At 67.9% G+C, this 19,917-nt stretch carries 17 protein-coding genes; 13 read left to right on the top strand and 4 right to left on the bottom strand.

The features are described from left to right. Positions 1 to 32: 32 nt before the first annotated feature. Entirely contained in the window at positions 33 to 1,865 is a 1,833-nt protein-coding gene (locus MST3598_RS06695; RefSeq protein WP_021199323.1) for an AMP-dependent synthetase/ligase, read from the bottom strand. Positions 1,866 to 2,016: 151 nt separating this feature from the next. Between MST3598_RS06695 and MST3598_RS06700 the strand changes: the two genes are divergently transcribed. Beyond that, positions 2,017 to 2,706, top strand: coding sequence for a lysophospholipid acyltransferase family protein (locus MST3598_RS06700; protein ID WP_021199324.1), 690 nt, complete (start codon positions 2,017 to 2,019; stop codon positions 2,704 to 2,706). A 47-nt stretch (positions 2,707 to 2,753) separates the two neighbouring features. After that, positions 2,754 to 4,094, top strand: coding sequence for a class II 3-deoxy-7-phosphoheptulonate synthase (locus MST3598_RS06705; protein WP_017830214.1), 1,341 nt, complete (start codon positions 2,754 to 2,756; stop codon positions 4,092 to 4,094). A 106-nt stretch (positions 4,095 to 4,200) separates the two neighbouring features. Here the strand turns inward: MST3598_RS06705 and pknB are convergent, their stop codons facing one another. Next, positions 4,201 to 6,147, bottom strand: coding sequence for a Stk1 family PASTA domain-containing Ser/Thr kinase (pknB, locus tag MST3598_RS06710; RefSeq protein WP_029258361.1), 1,947 nt, complete (start codon positions 6,145 to 6,147; stop codon positions 4,201 to 4,203). A 78-nt stretch (positions 6,148 to 6,225) separates the two neighbouring features. Then, positions 6,226 to 7,428, bottom strand: coding sequence for a muramidase family protein (locus tag MST3598_RS06715; RefSeq protein WP_172889135.1), 1,203 nt, complete (start codon positions 7,426 to 7,428; stop codon positions 6,226 to 6,228). A 121-nt stretch (positions 7,429 to 7,549) separates the two neighbouring features. On the opposite strand from MST3598_RS06715, the gene MST3598_RS06720 reads away from it, so the two are divergent. Beyond that, on the top strand, positions 7,550 to 7,918 hold the full coding sequence (locus MST3598_RS06720) for an Rv2175c family DNA-binding protein (RefSeq protein WP_021199327.1): 369 nt from the start codon (positions 7,550 to 7,552) through the stop codon (positions 7,916 to 7,918). Positions 7,919 to 7,927: 9 nt separating this feature from the next. Here MST3598_RS06720 and MST3598_RS06725 read toward each other — a convergent pair whose 3' ends face one another. Continuing rightward, positions 7,928 to 9,016 carry a polyprenyl synthetase family protein gene (locus MST3598_RS06725; protein ID WP_029258358.1) on the bottom strand — a complete coding sequence of 363 codons (1,089 nt, stop codon included), beginning with the start codon at positions 9,014 to 9,016 and terminating at the stop codon, positions 7,928 to 7,930. A 97-nt stretch (positions 9,017 to 9,113) separates the two neighbouring features. Between MST3598_RS06725 and MST3598_RS06730 the strand changes: the two genes are divergently transcribed. From MST3598_RS06730 to MST3598_RS06775, 10 genes are all read left to right on the top strand, one after another. Next, on the top strand, positions 9,114 to 9,488 hold the full coding sequence (locus MST3598_RS06730; RefSeq protein WP_029258357.1) for a DUF3040 domain-containing protein: 375 nt from the start codon (positions 9,114 to 9,116) through the stop codon (positions 9,486 to 9,488). 272 nt (positions 9,489 to 9,760) lie between these two features. After that, on the top strand, positions 9,761 to 10,192 hold the full coding sequence (gene mraZ / locus MST3598_RS06735) for a division/cell wall cluster transcriptional repressor MraZ (RefSeq protein ID WP_017830220.1): 432 nt from the start codon (positions 9,761 to 9,763) through the stop codon (positions 10,190 to 10,192). A 102-nt stretch (positions 10,193 to 10,294) separates the two neighbouring features. Further along, positions 10,295 to 11,233, top strand: a complete 939-nt coding sequence (gene rsmH / locus MST3598_RS06740; RefSeq protein WP_029258356.1) for a 16S rRNA (cytosine(1402)-N(4))-methyltransferase RsmH — start codon at positions 10,295 to 10,297, stop codon at positions 11,231 to 11,233. Continuing rightward, positions 11,230 to 11,793: a hypothetical protein gene (locus MST3598_RS06745; RefSeq protein WP_029258355.1), complete on the top strand. Its 564-nt coding sequence runs from the start codon at positions 11,230 to 11,232 to the stop codon at positions 11,791 to 11,793. The genes rsmH and MST3598_RS06745 overlap by 4 nt, the downstream gene beginning before the upstream one ends. A 25-nt stretch (positions 11,794 to 11,818) precedes the next feature. Continuing rightward, the gene (locus tag MST3598_RS06750) at positions 11,819 to 13,588 is read left to right on the top strand and encodes a peptidoglycan D,D-transpeptidase FtsI family protein (RefSeq protein ID WP_029258354.1); all 1,770 of its coding nucleotides are present in this window, start codon (positions 11,819 to 11,821) and stop codon (positions 13,586 to 13,588) included. A 27-nt stretch (positions 13,589 to 13,615) separates the two neighbouring features. Further along, a complete protein-coding gene (locus MST3598_RS06755; RefSeq protein ID WP_096359496.1) occupies positions 13,616 to 15,028 on the top strand; it encodes a UDP-N-acetylmuramoyl-tripeptide--D-alanyl-D-alanine ligase in 1,413 nt (470 codons plus the stop codon). Further along, entirely contained in the window at positions 15,025 to 16,131 is a 1,107-nt protein-coding gene (mraY, locus tag MST3598_RS06760) for a phospho-N-acetylmuramoyl-pentapeptide-transferase (RefSeq protein ID WP_029258352.1), read from the top strand. The genes MST3598_RS06755 and mraY overlap by 4 nt, the downstream gene beginning before the upstream one ends. Continuing rightward, a complete protein-coding gene (murD, locus tag MST3598_RS06765) occupies positions 16,121 to 17,656 on the top strand; it encodes a UDP-N-acetylmuramoyl-L-alanine--D-glutamate ligase (RefSeq protein ID WP_029258351.1) in 1,536 nt (511 codons plus the stop codon). Before mraY ends, murD begins: the two co-directional genes overlap by 11 nt. Beyond that, positions 17,625 to 18,830, top strand: a complete 1,206-nt coding sequence (gene ftsW, locus MST3598_RS06770; RefSeq protein WP_029258350.1) for a putative lipid II flippase FtsW — start codon at positions 17,625 to 17,627, stop codon at positions 18,828 to 18,830. Before murD ends, ftsW begins: the two co-directional genes overlap by 32 nt. Continuing rightward, positions 18,827 to 19,903, top strand: coding sequence for a UDP-N-acetylglucosamine--N-acetylmuramyl-(pentapeptide) pyrophosphoryl-undecaprenol N-acetylglucosamine transferase (locus MST3598_RS06775; RefSeq protein WP_029258349.1), 1,077 nt, complete (start codon positions 18,827 to 18,829; stop codon positions 19,901 to 19,903). The genes ftsW and MST3598_RS06775 overlap by 4 nt, the downstream gene beginning before the upstream one ends. Positions 19,904 to 19,917 lie beyond the last annotated feature (14 nt).

Genomic DNA, 19,917 nt, shown 5'->3' on the forward strand with positions numbered 1-19,917 from the left:
GTGCGGGGCCCTTCTTCATCGGGGGGATCGGGTCAGCCGCCGATCGGGACATTCGTGGTCGCGACGGGCTCGTCGTAGATCGCGGCGATCTCGTCGGCGAAGTCGTTCATGATGATGTTCCGCTTGATCGAGAGCTTCGGGGTCAGGTGCCCCGAGGCCTCCGTCCACTCGGAGTCGAGGATCGTGAACTTCCGGATCGACTCGGCTCGCGAGACGCGTGCATTGGCGGCATCGACCGCGCGCTGCACTTCGGCCCGGACGGCCGCGTTCTTGGACGCGTCCACGAGCGACATGGTGGCCTCGAGGCCGTTGTTGGCGAGCCAGGTCGGAAGCATCTCGGGATCGAGCGTGACGAGCGCCGAGATGAACGGACGCTGGTCACCGACGACCACGACCTGACCGATGATCGGATTCGCGCGGATCGGGTCCTCGAGTGCGGCCGGAGCGACGTTCTTGCCGCCGGCCGTGACGATGATCTCCTTCTTGCGCCCGGTGATCGTCAGGAAGCCCTCGGAGTCGAAGCTGCCGATGTCGCCGGTGTGGAACCAGCCGCCCTCGCTGAAGGCCTCGGCCGTCGCCTCGGGGTTGTTCCAGTACTCCTTGAACACGTTGATGCCGCGCACCTCGATCTCGCCGTCGTCGGCGAGGCGGACGCCGACGCCGGGGAGGGCGGGGCCGACCGTCCCGATCTTCGACTTGTCCGCCAGATTCACCGTGGCGGGCGCGGTCGTCTCCGTCAGGCCGTAGCCCTCGAGGATCACCACACCGAGGCTGTGGAAGAAATGGCCGAGCCGCGAGCCGAGGGGCGCGGAGCCCGAGACGGCGTAGACGACATTGCCGCCCATGGCCTCGCGGAGCTTGCTGTAGACGAGCTTGTTGAACAGGGCGAACTTGAGCTTCATCCCGAACGGGATCGGCTTGCCCGCTTCGAGCAGCTTGGAGTGCTCGATGGCGACGTCGGCGGCGGCACGGAAGATCTTGCCCTTGCCACCGGCTTCGGCCTTCTGCTCCGCCGAGTTGTACACCTTCTCGAACACGCGGGGGACAGCGAGGAGGAACGTCGGTTTGAACGAGCCGAGCGCCGGAAGAAGCTGGCGCGTATCGGGCTGGTGACCCGTGCGCACTCCCGCATGGACGTCGAGGATCGAGATGAACCGTGCGAACACATGGGCAGTCGTGATGAAGAGGAGGGTGGAGGCTCCCGGTGTCTGGACGACCTCGTCCAGAGCCTTGGCGGAGTTCCGGGAGAGCTCGACGAAATTGCTGTGCGTGAGCACGCACCCCTTCGGGCGCCCCGTGGAGCCGGAGGTGTAGATGAGCGTGGCGATGTCGGATCCGACCGCAAGGGAGCGCCGGCGTTCGATCTCGGCATCGGCCACGGAGGCGCCCTGGGCGGTCAGGGTGTCGATGGCGCCCAGGTGCAGCTGCCACACCTCGCGGATCAGCGGGAGGTCGCCACGGACCTCGTCGACGCGGGCGAAGTGCTCAGGCGACTCCACGATGAGCGCGATGGCACCGGAGTCCTCGAGGATCCACTGGATCTGAGAGGGCGAGCTGGTCTCGTAGATCGGCACCATCACGGCGCCGGCGTAGAACAGCGCGAAGTCGACGAGTGTCCATTCGTAGGTCGTGCGCGCCAGGAATCCGACCTTCTCGCCGGGCTGGATGCCGGCGGCGACGAAGCCCTTCGCGAGGGCGGTCACGGCCGTCTGGAAGTCGGCGGCCGAGATGTCTCGCCACCCCTCTCCCTCCGGAACCGAGAACAGCGCACGATCCGGAGTGGCTTCGACGCGCTTCACCAGCAGGTCGGCGACGTTCGCGTCGGGATCGGCGGGGACGATCGCGGGGACTTCAAACTGGACCACGGCAGCTCCTTCGGTACCGGTCGGGCACGGACTTGCCTCCGAGTCTAGGGCATGGAACCCAGTCGCGCCTCAGGTGGAACTGGGTCGCGTGGATGGTCGGAGCAACGAGTCGACTCCACGGACGCCGGGCGCGGCGCTAGACTTCACCACGATGTTCTACTGGCTGATGAAGTACGTGGTGATCGGCCCCGTGGTCAAGGCGGTGTTCCGCCCCTGGATCGTCGGGCGCAACAACGTGCCCGCGAACGGTGCGGCGATCCTCGCGAGCAATCACCTCTCCTTCGCCGACTCCATCTTCCTTCCTCTGGTGATCGACCGGTCGATGTCCTTCCTCGCGAAGAGCGACTACTTCACGGGCCGCGGCCTCAAAGGCTGGGCCACGAAGTTCTTCATGAAGGCGACGGGACAGATCCCCATCGATCGATCGGGTGGCAAGGCTTCCGAGGCCTCGCTGAACACCGGACTCCAGGTGCTCGGCGGAGGCGACCTGCTCGGCATCTACCCCGAGGGCACCAGAAGCCCCGACGGAAAGCTGTATCGGGGTCGGACCGGCATCGCCAGGATGGCGCTCGAGGCGAAGGTCCCGGTGGTGCCGGTGATCATGGTCGACACCGATACGGCGATGCCGATCGGCAGGAGGCTGCCCCGCATCGTGCGCGTCGGAATCGTGATCGGGGAGCCCCTCGACTTCTCGCGCTACGCGGGCATGGAGAACGATCGCTACATCCTGCGTTCGGTCACCGACGAGATCATGGTGGCCCTGCAGCGGCTCGGCGAGCAGAAGTACGAAGACGTCTACGCGTCGACGGTCAAGGACCGGCTCCCCACGCGCGTCACATAGGCCTCACGCGGATCTGGGTGGTACCCGCGACCACTAGGCTGGAACGCATGCTCCCGCACCACATCGAAGCCCTTGATGCATGGCGCTCGCTTCCCATCAAGCAGCAGCCGCAGTGGCCCGACGCGGACCGCGTCGCCGACGTCTCCCAGCAGATCGCGACCCTTCCGCCGCTGGTCTTCGCCGGCGAGGTCGACAACCTGCGCGACAGGCTCGCCCGTGCGGCGTCCGGCCAGGCGTTCCTCCTCCAGGGTGGTGACTGCGCCGAGACCTTCGCCGGGGCGACCGCCGAACAGATCCGCAACCGCATCAAGACGGTGCTGCAGATGGCTGTCGTGCTCACGTACGGCGCCTCGATGCCCATCGTCAAGATGGGGCGCATGGCGGGTCAGTTCGCGAAACCGCGCTCGAGCGACTCCGAGACCCGCGGTGACGTCACTCTGCCCGCCTACCGCGGTGACATCGTGAACGGCTACGACTTCACCGAGGGGTCCCGCACCGCCGACCCCGGCCGGTTGCTCCAGGGCTACCACACGGCCGCGTCGACCCTCAACCTGATCCGCGCGTTCACCCAGGGTGGTTTCGCCGATCTCCGCGAGGTGCACTCGTGGAACAAGGGCTTCGCGCAGAACCCCGCCAACCAGCGCTACGAGCGCATGGCCGCGGAGATCGACCGCGCGATCAAGTTCATGGAGGCTGCAGGAGCGGACTTCGATGAGCTCAAGCGCGTCGAGTTCTTCACAGGGCACGAGGGTCTGCTCATGGACTACGAGCGCCCGATGACGCGCATCGACTCGCGCACGGACACGCCGTACAACACCTCTGCGCACTTCCTGTGGATCGGAGAGCGCACGCGCGAGCTCGATGGCGCACACGTCGACTACTTCTCCAAGATCCGCAACCCCATCGGCGTGAAGCTCGGACCGACCACGTCGCCCGACACCGCGCTCGCGCTGATCGACAAGCTCGATCCCGAACGCGAGCCGGGACGCCTCACCTTCATCACCCGCATGGGCGCCGGAAAGATCCGCGACGCTCTGCCGCCGCTGCTCGAGGCCGTCCGTGATTCCGGCGCGCAGCCGCTGTGGGTCACCGACCCGATGCACGGCAACGGCATCACCACGCCGACCGGATACAAGACCCGTCGCTTCGACGACGTCGTCGACGAGGTGCGCGGCTTCTTCGAAGCGCACCGTGCGGTCGGGACCTTCCCCGGAGGCATCCACGTCGAGCTCACCGGTGACGACGTCACCGAGTGCCTCGGTGGGTCGGAGCAGATCGACGAGGCCGCGCTGGCCACGCGCTACGAGAGCCTGTGCGACCCGCGACTGAACCACATGCAGTCGCTGGAGCTCGCCTTCCTGGTGGCCGAGGAGCTCGAGAAGCGCTGAGACATAAGCGCTGAGACACAGACGAACAAGGCCGCCCTCCCGGAACACGGGGAGGGCGGCCTTCTCTTTGCTCATGACGTCTCGCGGAGGTTCCCCGACGGAGCGCTCAGCCGCTGAGCTGAATCGAGAGGTTCACGGTGCCTCCACGGGGGAGCGACTTGTCCGGGCCGGGATCCTGCCCCGTGACCTTGGCCATCTCCGCGAAGCCCGGCAGATCGCCCCAGGCGGCATAGGTCGACTTGAACCCCTTGTCGGAGAGGATCTTCTTTGCTTCGTTCAAGGTCTTGCCCGAGACATCCGGCACGGGGAACAGCTCCGGGCCTTTGGAGACGATGAGCTGCACGCTGTCGCCCGGCCGCCAATTGCCTTCTTCCGCACGATCGGCCACTCCGATGACCACATCCTTGGCGACGCTGTCGCTGAAGGTGTACTGCGGGTCCGCGGTCACGGTGAGGCCCTTGTCCGTGAGCGTGGAGGTGGCCTCGCCGACCGACATACCCGCGACGTCGGGGAAGTCGCCGGCGGAGACGTAGAGCTCCACCGTGTCGTCCTCGAAGACCTCGCAACCGTCCCCGCAGATGTAGGAGTCCCCGCCGGCCCGCGGTGTGACGTACGCGTTGATGACGATGCCGGCGTCGGCATCGGAGAAGAGCAGGAGAGATTTGTCCGTGACGTTGACCTTGAGGCTGGCGAGGTAGTCGCGCGCATCCTGCTCGGCGCGGCCGTTCAACGGGTCGAGCGTGTGCGTCGCCGGCCCCGCGGAGACGATCACCGTGACCGAGGCGCCCTTGTCGAGTCGCGCGCCCTCCGCCGGATCGGTCTCGATGACGGTCCCCGCGGGGATGTCGATCGAGAATTCGTCCTTCTGTGACGGCACGAATCCGGCATCCGTGAGCGTCGCCGCGGCGGCGTCGTACGTGCCTCCGGCGACCGCGGGCACGGCGATGAGAGAGCCGGGTCCGGAACCGAACCACCAGCCGACCCCGCCGGCGAGCACCGCCAGCAGCAGCACGAGAGTGAGGAGGAACGCCCCGCGCGCGCGGCGTTTGGACGCTCGTCGTCGCAGGAGGGTCGCGTTGTCGAGGGCGGCGGGTGCCGGAGCCGTGGGGTCGGCGATGACCATCGTTCCCGGCATCACCTTGGTGAGGTCACCGGAGTCGCCTTGGCTGTGCTGCGGCGCGGTGGCTCTGGCCGCAGTCGGGGCGATGCCGAGGTCTCGTTCGATCTCCCGCAGGCGCTCGAGCATCTGCTGCGCGTCGTCGGGTCGGTCGTCCGGCGACTTCTCCGTTGCCCAGAGCACGAGCTCGTCGAGCTGCTCCGGCACGGCGGGGTTGCGCACGCTCGGTCGGGGCACCGATTCCGTGGCGTGCTGGAAAGCGATCTGCATGGGCTGCTCGCCCTTGTAGGGCTGCTCACCCACGAGCATCTCGTACAGCATGATGCCGAGGGCGTAGATGTCGCTGCGGGCGTCGGCGGTTCCGCGCGTGACGAGTTCGGGGGCGAGGTAGGCGATCGTCCCGAGCAGCTGCTGTCCGGTCGCGGTGTTCGCGGTGGTCGCTCGCGCGAGCCCGAAGTCGCCGATCTTGATGCGACCGTCTTCGGCGAGGAGGACGTTCTCGGGCTTCACGTCGCGGTGCACGATCCCGGCACGATGCGCGGCCGAGAGACCGGCCAGGATCGCATCCATGATGGTGATGGTCTGCGGGATCGTGAGGCGCTTCTGCTCGCGGAGGAGCTCGCGCAGCGTGATGCCGGGCAGATACTCCATCACGAGGTAGGCGAGCTCGCCGTCCTGGCCCTGGTCGAACACGTTCACGACGTGGGGGTCCGCCAGCCGGGCAGCGGCTCTGGCCTCCTGGATGAACCGGCTCTGGAAGGCGGAGTCGTCGCTGAGGTGCGCGTGCATCACCTTGAGGGCGATGCGCCGCTCCAGGCGGAGGTCGGTTGCGACGTACACGGTCGCCATCCCGCCGCGGGCGATGCGGGCACGCACCCGGTAGCGGCCGTCGACAAGCCGCCCGATGAGGGGGTCGGCCTGCTGATTGGTCGTCACGTCAGAATTCTATGGAGAACTGCCTGAAAGACAGGGGAGCGGCTCACCCCTCGGGCCTTCGGGTTTTCCCGGATGTCGTCAGCCGTGCAGAGCGAGCCAGGCATAGGCTTGCGTTTCCCACTGGCCGTACTTGTCCGGATAGGCGGAGATCTGCACCGCCTGGGCCGCCTCGGTGAAGGGCATGCCCTCCCAGCCCGGGATGTCCAGGAGCCCGCGCGTCACCTGCCCGTTGGGGTCGGCCTGCCCTCCGTAGAACACGCGTGTGCTCCGCTCGGCGTCCATGATCTGCGCGGGCGTTCCCCAGCCGGTGCTGGGGCGCTGCTGGAAGATGCCGAGCGAGTCACGGTCGCCCCAGTCGAGGTTGCGCAGCCCGGACTCGACCATCCCCGTCGCGAGGGCGATGGCGATCGCCCGGTCCGAGACGCCGAGCTCGCGACCGACGCGGATGATGAGCGCAGCGTTCGCAGCCTGTTCCGCGGTGAGCGTCGCCGTCTGCTGGCCGCCGGCCGAGGCGGAAGTGGTGGTGGGGGCGGGAGCCGCTACCGGCGTCGCCTGCAGAGAGAGTGTCTGGCCGGGATAGATGATCGACGAGGGGCCGAGGCCGTTCGCGGCGTACAGCGTCTGCGTCGTGGTGCCGTACTTCTGCGCGATGCCGAACAGCGTGTCTCCGGCCACGACGGTGTGCGTCGCGGCGGATGCGGGAGCGACTGCGGGGACAGCTGCCGGTGTCGGCGCGGCTGCCGGTGCTGCGGTGCCGGCGACGACGAGACTCTGGCCCGGAAGGATGATCGAAGCGCGCGTGAGGCCGTTCGCCGACAGGACGGCGTCGACGGTGGTGCCGTATCGCTGCGCGATGGCGTAGACGGTGTCGCCGGCGACGACCTGATGCGTGGCCGAGGCCGGGGGCGCCGGCGCGGCGGTGGGCGTGGCTGCGGGTGTCGCTGCCGGGGCCGCAGGCAGCAGCGTCAGGGTCTGACCAGGGTAGATCACGGAACGCCAGGAGAGGCCGTTCCAGGTCAGGACATCGACCGCTCGAAGACCGAAGCGCGTGGCGATGGCGGAGACGGTGTCGCCGGGGCGGACGACGTAGCTGGGTGGAGCGGCCTCGGTGGGCACCGCGCGCGCGGGGAGAAGACGTGGACGCTCGACGGCGGCAGCATCCGACGGAGAAGCCGCGTGGGCCGGTGCCGCCGTGAGCGTGGTCGCCAGGGCTCCGAGCACCGCCGCAGGCACTCCGATAGGCAGGTATCGCGTTCGACGCGTGGCGGTCTTGACTGTCAAGGCTTGCCCCCTTTTCGAGTTTTTCACGCTGACACGGATGTAAACAGAAGTCAACAGAAGTGACGCAAGTGACGGATGTGACTGATGGGTCGATATGCGTCGGCCAGGCGGAGGTGAGATAGTGGGCAACGTGTCTGAGAACGTTGCTGGAACCCCTGCCGCTGCCGATGTCGAGTGGTTGACGATGCCCGACCTCGTCGAGGTGCTCGACGAGCCCCTCGGCCGAGTGCGTCGTCTGATCGATGAGCACTACCTCGTGGGGTCGCGTCGCAACGGGACGTTCGCCGTGCCCTCGGTGTTCATCGTCGACGGCCACCCGCTGAGTTCTCTGCGCGGAACAGTTATCGTCCTGCAGGACGCCGGTTTCACCGACGACGAGCTGATCGACTGGCTGCTCGCGGAAGAGGAGAGCCTGGGGCGCTCGCCGATCGCCGCCCTGCTGGCCGGGCACAAGAGCTCGGTCCGGCGTCTCGCGCGCACTCTCGCCTGACGAAGCCCGTCAGGACGCGCGCACGGTGGCCGCGCGTGCGAGATCACGCAACTCGCCGACGGCGGCGTTGTCGAGCCGGGCGCCTGAGAGCGCACGGTCGGCCTCGAGGGCATAGTCGGCGATCATCGCCTCGACCTGGTCCAGCGCGCCCGAAGCAGTGATCGTGGCTTGCAGGGACGACACCTGCGGCGATGTCAGAGCGGGGTCGCCGAGCATCTCGTCCAGGAGATTCCGTGCGGAGGCGTCGAGAGCCTGTCGGGTGAGGGCGATCAACACCGTGCGCTTGCCCTCCCGAAGGTCGTCGCCCGCCGGCTTGCCGGTGACGGATGCGTCGCCGAACACGCCGAGCACGTCGTCGCGGAGCTGGAATGCCAGGCCGATCGGATGGCCGAAGCGCCGCAGTGCGGCGACCTGGTCCTCGTGGGCTCCGCCGAAAGCGCCACCCAGGACGAGCGGCTGCTCGATGCTGTATCTGGCGGACTTGAGGGATGCCACGCGCAGCGCCCTCTCGGCGTGGAGACTTCCGTCGTTCACGCTCCAGGCCGATTCCTCTGCGATGTCCAGGAACTGGCCGGTGGTCACATCCCTTCGCATCCGCGCGTACTCGGCGCGCACGGCTCGCGCATGCGGCTGGCCCTCGAGTGCGTATTCCAGAAGGTCATCGCTCCATGCGACGAGCAGGTCGCCGAGGAGGATCGCGGATGCCCTGCCGAACTGCTCTGCATCTCCGGACCACCCGGCCGCGCGATGAGACGTCTCGAGCGCACGATGCGCGGCGGGGCGACCACGGCGGGTATCGGAGTTGTCGATCAGATCGTCGTGGACGAGCGCGGCCGACTGGAAGATCTCCAGCGCGGTGCACATGTCCCACAGCGCATCGGTCTCCGCCGCGTCGCGGTCATCGAACTTCGCGACGGCACGCCACCCCGCATGGCAGAAGCGGGCTCGAAGGCGCTTGCCGCCGTCGAGCGTGCCGGCGGCGGCGTCCAGGAATGCTGCCGCGTCAGGGCCGTAGTCCGAGGCTTCCTCACGCATCCGCGCGAGGAAGCGTGCGAGGTGCGTGGCGACGGCGTCGGGGACGGGGGAGGATGACGGCACGACTCCCAGCATACGTAAAGCAAGGGGACGTCGAACTGCTAGCCCCGGACGCCTCGGCGCGCGTAGAATGGGAGGCACGATACCCGAGGGGGACGAAATGCCACTCTCCGAACAGGAGCAGCGTCTGCTCGACGAGATGGAACGCCATCTCCTCCACAACGATGCCGACGTCGTGACCGCGCCGTCCGGCGATCGAGCATTGAGCTACCGAAATCTCGTCTACGGAGCACTCCTCCTGCTCGCCGGTGTCGGCGGTCTGGTCGCCGGAGTCATTCTCGGTGGCGTCTGGGGCATCGTCGTCGGTGTCGTCGGATTCGCCGCGATGCTCGCCGGTGTCATGGTCGCCGTCACGCCAGTGCGACGCACCACCGCGACTACGCCCCGTGAGCGTTCCGCCCCGAAGCGGCAGGAATCGGCCTCCTTCATGGATCGGATGAACGATCGATGGGATCGCCGCCAGGACGGTCACTGACCTCCCCACACACTTCACGACAGAAGCCCGGATGCTGAGCATCCGGGCTTCTGTCGTTTGACCGCGTTCGCCGCCGGCCGGCTCGCCGCGTCCGTCCCCCACTCGCCCTCCACTCACCCTCCACCTTCCTCCACCCCGGAATTCCGGGGTTGTTCGGCGTACTTGTCGGCATAGACCCTGATTTCCGAAGGATTGGTCGTAGGCATGTGGAGGAAAGTGGAGTAAAGTGGGGCGCACCTCGAGTTGGCCGGACGCAGAGGGGGTGGTGGCCGATGTTGCTGGGTACGCACTCACCGAAGCTGGACGACAAAGGACGGGTCATCCTTCCTGCGAAGTTCCGCGAAGACCTCGGCGGCGGCATCGTCGTCACCCGAGGCCAGGAACGGTGCCTCTACGTGTTCAGCACGGCCGAGTTCGAGGCGATGCACGAGCGGATCCGTCAGGCGCCGCTCGCGAACAAACAGGCGCGTGACTTCATGCGACTGTTCCTCTCCGGAGCCAGCGCGGAGATGCCAGACAGCCAGAACCGCATCACCATCCCGGCGCACCTGCGTCAGTACGCAGGTCTGCAGAAGGAACTCATCGTCACCGGAGTCGGCGCCCACGCCGAGATCTGGGATGCCGAGAGCTGGAACGCCTACCTCGCCGCCGGCGAGGAGACCTACTCCGACCTCGAGCAGGAGGTGATTCCGGGACTCTTCTGACCACGGCTGTGATGCCCCGCCGCTCCCGCCCCGACACACTTCCCCGGTGCCGGGTCGAGAAGCGGAGGGGGATCAGAGCCGAAGGTCACCCCGAGAAAGATCATGAACCTCCGAGACATCCACACCCCCGTACTGCTCGACCGCTGCGTCGAGCTGCTCGCTCCCGCCCTCCAGGCGGACGGAGCGGTGCTCGTCGATGCCACCCTCGGCATGGGCGGTCACTCCGAGGCGCTGCTCGAACGCTTCCCGAACATCCGTCTGGTCGGACTCGACCGCGACACCGATGCGCTGCGCATCGCGGGGGAGCGGCTCGCCCGCTTCACGGACCGCGTCACGCTCGTGCACACGGTGTACGACGAGATCGGACTGCACGCCCAGGGCGCAGCCGGCATCCTCTTCGATCTCGGCGTCTCGTCTCTGCAGTTGGACGAAGCCGACCGCGGCTTCGCCTATTCGAAGGATGCCCCGCTGGACATGCGGATGGATCAGACCAAGGGCGTCACGGCCGCAGAGGTCATCGCGACCTACAGCGAAGGCAATCTCCGCCGCATCTTCGAGCGCTACGGCGAGGAGAAACTCGCCGGTCGGTATGCACGGTTCATCATCGACGCGCGGCAGAAGCAGCCGATCACGCGGTCGGGTGAACTCGTCGAGATCCTGATCGCCGCCACACCCGCGGCTGCCCAGCGCGCGGGTCACCCGGCCAAGCGCGTGTTCCAGGCGCTGCGCATCGAGGTGAACACCGAGCTCAACGTGCTCGCCGACGCGATCCCGTCGGCGATGGACGCGCTCGCAGTCGGCGGGCGCATCGTCGTGATGTCGTACCAGTCGCTGGAGGATCGTCTCGTGAAGCAGGCGTTCGCTGCGGCCTCCGCCTCGACCGCTCCTGCCGGGCTCCCGGTCGAGCTCCCCGAACACGCTCCGCGTTTCCGCATCCTGACCAAAGGCGCCGAGCTGGCCGACGACGAAGAACGCGCGCGCAACCCGCGGGCGATCCCGGTGCGCCTGCGCGCCGCCGAGAAGCTGCGGGAGAGCGCATGAGCCTGAATGCCGTCGTCCGGAAGCCGGTGCAGCCGGTCGCCCCGGAGAGGACGCCCCAGCGGAAGCTGCAGCCCGTCACCCGCCCTGCAGTCCGCCGCAAGCCGAAGCTCGCCTACGCCCTCATCGCGCTCGGCGGAGCACTCGCGATCGGAGCCGCGCAGATCGGGCTGTCGCTCGCCATCACCCAGGACTCGTTCACTCTCGCGAGTCTCTCGTCACAGCAGCGCGAGCTCAACCTGAAGACGCACGCCCTCCAGGAAGAACTCACCGGCGTCAGCTCGCCCCAGGTGCTCGCCAGCAGCGCAGCCGGACTCGGGATGGTCGTCGCCGGATCGCCGTCGTATCTGCGTCTCAGCGACGGTGCCGTCTTCGGCACCGGTGCGGGGGCCGACTGGACATCGACCGTCAATCCCGCCGGTGTCGGCGCCGTGAGCAACTCCCTCATCGTGGAACCGCCGCCCCCTCCGGCGGAGACCGAGGAGGGGACGGCGACCGATCAGCCCACCCAGGACCTTCCGCCGTCGATCACCGACGGCCTCCCCAGCCCCACGACGCACTGACACCCACGAGCGACGGAGAGATCCCATGACGACACGAGCCACCCGCGGTCCGCGGCGACGCACCGTCGTCGCTCTCGCCGTCATCCTCTCGGTGCTGGTCGCGTTCGTGGTGCGCCTCGTCGACATCCAGGTGGTCAGCGCTGACGAGCACGTCTCCGAGTCCCTCGAGCACCTCGGTGCGAGTTCGGCGATCCCGGGCCAGCGCGGGTCGATCGTCGACTCCGGCGGCACGGTGCTCGCTTCCAGTGTGATGGTCTACGACGCGCAGCTCAGCCCGCAGGTCATCATGCTCGTCGAGGAGAAGAAGCCGAAGCTGCCGTGGGCCGAGGCCTCCGACAAGATCGCCGCCATCACCGGCCAGACCGGCGACGAGGTGCGGGCTCTGGTCTCGAACGCCCTCGCCGAGAACCCCGACAGCCAGTACGCGCCTCTCAAGAAGGGCTTGAACACGGAGCAGTACATGGCTCTGCGGGATCTCGGAGTCGGTTCGTACCTGTCGCTGAAGGCGCGAGAGACACGCGTATACCCGAACGGCGCGGTCGCCGGAAACATCCTCGGCTTCCTCGACAACTCTGGTGAGGCGCAGGCCGGTGTGGAGAAGCTCGACGACTCCTGCCTGGCGCCCATCGACGGCGAGGAGACCTACCGCAAGGGCAAGGACGGCGTCGTGATCCCCGGCAGCGAGCGTACGGTCGATGCCGTGAACGGCGGATCCGTGCAGCTGACCATCAACAGCGACCTCAACTGGTACCTGCAGCAGATGATCGCCGAAGAGGCACAGGCGCAGGGCGCCAAGGGCGGGACAGTCACGGTCGTCGAGGTCAAGACGGGCAAGATCCGCGCCGCGGCCGAGTGGCCCGCGCTGGACCCGAACGATCTCGATGCGTCGACACCGGCGACCAGGGCCAGTCAGATCTTCCACCACGACTTCGAGCCCGGATCGACGTTCAAGGCCGTCACCGCGGCTGCCGCCATCGAAGGAGCGGGCCTGACCCCGCTCAGCACGGTGAGCGCGGCCTCTCGGGAGAAGTTCCCGAACGGCGCCGTCGTGAACGACGCGTTCACCCACCCGGCGTACAACTACACGCTCGCCGGGGGCCTCATCGACTCGTCGAACGTCGCCCTGTCGAAGTTCGGGACCATGGTGAGCCCCGATGTGCGCTACGACTACCTCCAGCGCTTCGGGGTGGGGGACAAGACGCTCGACTTCCCCTCGGAGGTCGGAGGGATCCTGCACCCGGTCAGCGACTGGGACAACCAGTCGCTCTACACGACGACGTTCGGGCAGTACTTCACCGTGACGGCCGCCCAGCTCGCCGGTGCCTACCAGGCGATCGCGAACGGCGGCGAGAAGATCGACCTCTCGCTCGTCGAGTCGTGCACCGCCGCGGACGGCACCGTGACCGCGCCAGCCGACCCGAAGCGCGAGCAGATCATCAAGGAGCAGACCGCAGCGGAGCTGACACGCATGCTGGAGAACGTCGCAGTACAGGGCGGCAACGCCGAGCGCATCCAGGTCCCCGGCTACCGCGTGACCAGCAAGACGGGTACGGCGCAGGTGTCGGACGGCAACGGCGGCTACAAGGCCGGGGTCTACTACACCAGCATGGTGGGCTTCGCGCCGGTCGACGATCCGCAGTACGTCGTCGTGGTCACCCTCGACGAGCCGACTAAGGTTGTATCGTCCGCGGCCACCGCATCCGCCTTCCAGAAGGCGATGACGCAGGTGATGAAAACGTATCGCGTGATGCCGTCCTCTGTCCCGATGGACGAGCTCCTCCCCAAGTTCGGATAGTCGGCGAGAGCCGCGCATGGAGATGACATGATCGCCCTGACGCTCGCTGAGATCGCCGCTGCACTCGGCGGTGATCTGCGCGTGGCCGGTGAAGACACGGCCGAGACCGTGGTCGACGGAATCGTCGACACCGATTCACGCACGATGGGGCCTGGATCGATCTTCGTGGCCAAGCCCGGAGCCGAGACCGATGGACACCGCTTCGTCGGGTCGGCTGTCGCCGCGGGAGCGGCCCTGGCGATCGTCGAGCACCCGGTGGACGTCGCCGTGAGCCAGATCGTGGTTCCGGACGCTGTCGCCGCCCTCGGTGCACTCGCGAGGGAGGTCGTCGCGCGTGTCCGTGCCGACGGCGCGCTCCGGATCGTCGGCATCACCGGGTCGAACGGCAAGACCACCACCAAGAACTTCCTCGCGCGCATCCTCGAGGGGGAAGGCGAGACCGTCGCCCCCGTGAAGTCGTTCAACAACGAGGTCGGCGCCCCCGTCACCATGCTCCGGGTGACGGAGAGCACCCGCTTCCTCGTGAGCGAGTTCGGTGCCGCGGCTCCGGGGAGCATCGCTCACCTCGCAGGACTCGTCGAGCCGGACGTCGCCGTCGTGCTGATGGTCGGCATGGCGCACGCCGGCGGATTCGGCGGCATCGAGGAGACGGCGAAGGCGAAGGCCGAGCTCGTCGCCGCCGCCCGCGTGCCCGGGACCGCCGTGCTCAACGTCGACGACCCGCGTGTCGCGGCCATGCGCGAACTCGCGGACGCTCGCGGACTCCGCACCGTCGGCTTCGGTCAGGGGCCCACAGCGGACGTGCGCGCGCATGAGATCGAGGTATCCGCTTCCGGCACGTCCTGCGTCATCGAGGTCGACGCCGAACGGATTCCCCTGCGGCTGCGCGTGCTCGGGGCGCACCACATCTCCAACGCTCTGGCGGCCATCGCCGCAGCACGCGTGCTCGGGGTCTCGGCGGCCGACGCCGTGGCCCGGTTGGAGACGGTCGAGATCGCCGAACGCTGGCGCATGCAGCCCCTGGGCAGCGATCGGGTGCGGATCATCAACGACGCCTACAACGCCAGCCCGGATTCCATGGCGGCGGCCCTGCGCACGCTCGCACAGATCACCGGTCCCGACGAGCGCACCGTCGCGGTCCTCGGAGCCATGAGCGAACTCGGTGAGAGCGCGGGGGAGGAGCACGACAGGATCGGGCTGCTCGCCGTGCGTCTGAACATCCAGCGGATCGTCGTCGTCGGCCCCGAGGCGAGGCGCCTCTACCTCGCCGCGGTCGGGGAGGGCTCCTGGGACAGCGAGGCAGTCCATCTGCCCGACCAGGACGCCGCGTTCGAGTATCTCCGCACCGAGCTCCGCGACGGCGACCGCGTGCTCGTGAAGTCATCCAATTCCGTGGGCCTCCGGCATCTCGGCGATCGTCTGGGAGAATTGTTCTCGTGAGGTCTCTCATCATGTCGGCGGCGATCTCGCTCGCCTTCACCCTGTTCCTGACCCCCGTCTTCCTGCGGCTCTTCCGGAAGTGGGGCTGGGGGCAGGTCATCCGTACCCCGGAGTCCGTCCACAACCCGAGTCACGAGGCCAAGCGCGGCACTCCCACGATGGGCGGCGTCATCTTCATCGTCGGCTCGATGGTCGGTTACTTCACCGGTGTGCTGGTGAGCGGTGAAGTCCCCGCACTCTCCGCGCTGCTCGTGATCTGGCTGATGGTCGGATTCGGCGCCGTCGGATTCATCGACGACTACATGAAGGTGCGCAGCCAGCGCAGCCTCGGGCTCTCGGGCTGGCGGAAGGTGATCGGCCAGCTGCTGGTCATCATCCCCTTCGGCATCGTCGCGCTGAACTTCCCGAACAAGTGGGGCCAGACACCGGCGAGCTCCGCGATCTCGCTGTTCCGCGACATCACCTGGCTCAACCTGTTCGCCTTCGGCGTGGTGCTCGGATGGATCCTCTATCTCGTCTGGATCTCGATCATCGGGGTCGCGACCTCGAACAGTGTGAACCTCACGGACGGACTCGACGGGCTCGCTGCCGGAGCCGGCGTCATCGTCGTCGGCGCCTACAGCGTGATCGCGTTCTGGCAGTTCAAGCAGCCGTGCATCGGCGGCGATCCCGATGCCCTCGGCGGCTGCTACGAAGTGCGCGACCCGTTCAACCTCGCCATCATCGCGGCGTCGTTCGCGGCGAGCCTCATCGGATTCCTCTGGTGGAACGCGCCCAAGGCGAAGGTCTTCATGGGGGACGTCGGGTCGATGGCGATCGGCGGCGTCATCACCGCGATGGCGATCCTGACCCGCACCGAGCTCCTCCTGCTCGTGATCGCCGGCGTCTTCGTGCTTTCGTCGGGTTCGGTCATCCTGCAGCGCGCGTACTTCAAGATCACTCGTGGCAAGCGGCTGTTCCTCATGAGCCCGTTCCACCACCATCTCGAGATGCGCGGGTGGTCCGAGGTCACGATCGTGGTGCGCATGTGGATCATCGCCGGGCTGCTCGCCGTCTCGGCGGTCGGACTCTTCTACGTCGAATGGCTCACTCGTGTCGACTGATCGTCTCGCCGGACTGACGAGCTGGAACGCCGACTGGAGCGGTCTACGGGTCGCCGTGCTCGGCCTCTCGATGACAGGATTCTCGGTGGCGGACACGCTCGCCGAACTGGGCGCCGACGTTCTCGTGCTGAGCGAGTCGGCTGAGGATGAGTACGAGCGACTGCTCCCGGTGATCGGCGCCCGACTCGAATTGGGCCCGCTCGCCGAGGTTCCGCCCGTGCTCGTCGAGTTCGACCCCGAGGTGGTCATCGCCTCGCCGGGATTCTCGCCGTCGCATCCACTTATCCGGTGGGCGCAGGAATCCGCTGTCACGATCTGGGGTGACGTCGAGCTCGCCTGGCGCGTGCGCGACAAGGTCGTCCGTGCCGACGGCACGCCGGCGGACTGGGTGCTCATCACCGGGACGAACGGCAAGACGACGACCACCCAGTTGACCGCCACGCTGCTCGTGGAAGGCGGACTGCGGGCGGCCCCCTGCGGGAACATCGGCGTGCCGGTGCTCGACGCCGTACGCGACCCCGCGGGGTTCGATGTCCTCGTGGTCGAGCTCTCCAGCCATCAGCTCTGGTATCTGGGACAGTCGAGGCCCGAAGGGGAGCTGTTCCCCTACGCCTCCGTGTGCCTGAACCTCGCCGACGATCACCTCGTCTGGCATGGGAGCGCGGACGCCTACCGGGACGCGAAGGCCGTCGTATACCGGAACACCCGGATCGCCTGCGTCTACAACAAGGCGGACGAGGCCACGCGTCGCATGGTGGAAGAGGCGGAGGTGGTCGAGGGAGCCCGTGCGATCGGCTTCGATCTCGGCATCCCCGGCCCGAGCGATCTCGGCGTGGTCGAGGGACTGCTCGTCGACAGGGCCTTCCTCGACGATCGCTCGCGCAGCGCCCTCGAGCTGACGACGGTCGCCGATCTCGATGCGGCGGGTCTCGCCGCTCCTCACATCGTGCAGAACATCCTCGCCGCGAGTGCCCTGGCACGCTCGCTCGGCGTCGAGCCGGAGGCCATCCACACGGCCCTGCAGTCCTTCCGCCTCGATCCGCACCGCATCCAGGTGATCGCCCGGCATCGCGGCATCACCTGGGTCGACGACTCCAAGGCGACGAACCCGCACGCCGCGGCGTCGTCGCTGCGCGCGTACCCCGGTGCCGTGTGGGTGCTCGGCGGGGATCTGAAGGGGGTCGACATCTCCGACCTGGTCGCCGAGGTCGGCACGACGGCGCGTGCAGCCGTCGTGATCGGGGTCGAACGCTCCGTGGTGGTCGCGGCATTCCGACGACACGCGCCCGGGGTGCCGGTGTTCGAGGTGGATGCTGGCGAGACTGGACAGGTCATGAACCGTGTCGTGGAGATCGCCGCGGGAATCGTCGACGACGAGGGCACAGTCCTGCTGGCCCCGGCGGCGGCATCCTTCGATCAGTTCTCCGGCTACGCGGAACGAGGCCATCGCTTCGCCGAGGCGGTGCGGGACTGGATCGACCGGGGGAGCGCCGATGACACAGGTATCCCGCCCTCCGCGCTCTGAGTCCGGCGGTCTCGCGGCCAGGGTCTCGCTCGGTCGCAGATTCACCCCGGTGTCGACCGAGTTCCTGCTCATCGCCTCGACCGCGCTGCTCCTCACCCTCTTCGGTCTCGTCATGGTGCTGTCTGCGACCAGCGCGACAGCCGTCTCCAAGGGGGTCAACCCGATGGATGGCGTGCTGCGCCAGGGCGTGTTCGCGCTGCTCGGCATCCCGCTGATGTTCCTGATCAGCCGTCTGCCGGTGGACTTCCTGAAGAGGATGGCGTGGCCCGCACTGTTCGGGGCCGTGGCGCTGCAGATGCTCGTGTTCACTCCGCTGGGTATCGAGGACGGCGGTAACCGGAACTGGGTCAAGATCGCGGGCTTCACCCTGCAGCCTTCCGAGTTCCTCAAACTGGCCCTCGCGCTCTGGATCGCTGCGGTGCTGCTGCGCAAGCGCACGATGCTCGGCACCTGGCATCATGTGTTCATCCCCGTGATCCCGGTCGGTGCACTCGCGATCGGCACCGTGCTCGCGGGCAAGGACCTCGGTACCGCGATGGTGCTGGTGCTCATCCTCCTCGGGTGCCTCTTCTTCTCGGGCGTCAAGCTCCGGCTGTTCATCATCCCGCTGATCCTCGGCGTCATCGCGGTGCTCGCCTACGCGCTGTCGAGCGAGGACCGCATGCGGCGCATCACCGCGACCTGCGACAACATGGCGCTCTACTACACGGACTGCTACCAGTCGATCCACGGGATCTGGGGTATGGCCACCGGAGGCATCTTCGGCCTCGGCCTCGGCAACTCCCAGGAGAAGTACGGGTGGCTTCCCGCCGCGGGCAATGACTTCATCTTCGCGATCGTCGGCGAGGAGCTCGGCCTGATCGGCTGCATCGTCGTGCTCGCCCTGTTCACGTTCTTCACGATCGGCGCCTTCCACATCATCCGCAAGACACCGGATCCGTTCATCCGCGTGGCAGCCGGCGGCATCACCGTGTGGATCGTCGGCCAGGCCGTCATGAACGTCGGCGTCGTGATCGGCGTCTTCCCGGTGATGGGCGTCCCGCTTCCGTTCATGTCCCAGGGCGGCACGGCCCTGCTCGCGGTGCTCATCGCCTGTGGCGTGCTGCTGGCGTTCGCACGGACGATCCCTGTGACCGAGAAGCAGTCAGCCGAGCGGGGTAGGGTCACCAGGTGACTTCGTATCTCCTCGCCGGCGGTGGCACCGCCGGTCATGTCAACCCCCTGCTCGCCGTCGCGGACGGTCTCCGCGCACGTGATGCCGAAGCCTCCGTGCTCGTGCTCGGCACGGCCGAGGGACTGGAGTCCCGTCTCGTCCCCGCGCGCGGCTACGAACTGCTGATCGTCGACAAGGTGCCCTTCCCGCGGCGGCCGAACAGGCAGGCCCTGTCGTTCCCGGGGCGGTTCCGTCGGGCCATCGCCCAGGTGCGCGACCACATCCGTCGGCACGGCATCGACGTGGTGGTGGGCTTCGGTGGATACGCGTCTGCGCCGGCATACGTCGCCGCGCGCCGTGAGGGCGTGCCGTTCGTGGTGCACGAGGCCAACGCGAAGCCAGGGCTGGCGAACGTGCTCGGGGCACGCCGTGCGGCCGCGGTGGGGGTTGCCTTCGAGGGCACTCCGCTCCGTGGTGGCGAGGTCGTCGGAATGCCCCTGCGGCGGGAGGTGATCGCCCTCGACCGCGCGGCTTCGCGCGCGGAGGCGGCGGAGTACTTCGGCCTCGACGCCGACCGCCCCGTCCTTCTCGTGTTCGGCGGCTCGCTGGGAGCGCAGCGGCTCAACGAGGCGCTCGCGGACTCGTGGCGCGACGTCCTGGGCACCGGTTGGCAGCTGCTGCACGTGACGGGTGAGCGCAGCGACCTCGCCGATCCGGGCGTCGACGGCTACGCGCTGCACCGCTACGTCGACCGCATGGATCTCGCGTTCGCTCTGGCCGATCTGATCGTCTCCCGTTCCGGGGCGGCGACCGTGAGCGAGATCAGTGCTCTGGGGATCCCCGCGCTGTATGTCCCGTATTCCGTGGGCAACGGCGAGCAGCGTCTGAACGCCGCCTCGGCCGTCGCTGCAGGGGCCGCAGAGCTGCTCGACGATGCGTCCTTTGACGGTGACGCGGTGCGGCGCATCGTCGTCCCTCTGCTCGGAGACGGAGAGCGCATCGCACGGATGGCCGCCGCTGCAGAGACCGCCGGAACCCGCGCCGGAACCGAGAACGTCATCACCCTCATCGACCGCGCACTCGTCGCCGTCTGACGCGGTCGACGAGA

It is taken from the genome of Microbacterium sp. TPU 3598 (assembly GCF_002356155.1).
In the GTDB taxonomy this organism is placed as follows: Bacteria; Actinomycetota; Actinomycetes; order Actinomycetales; family Microbacteriaceae; genus Microbacterium; species Microbacterium maritypicum_A.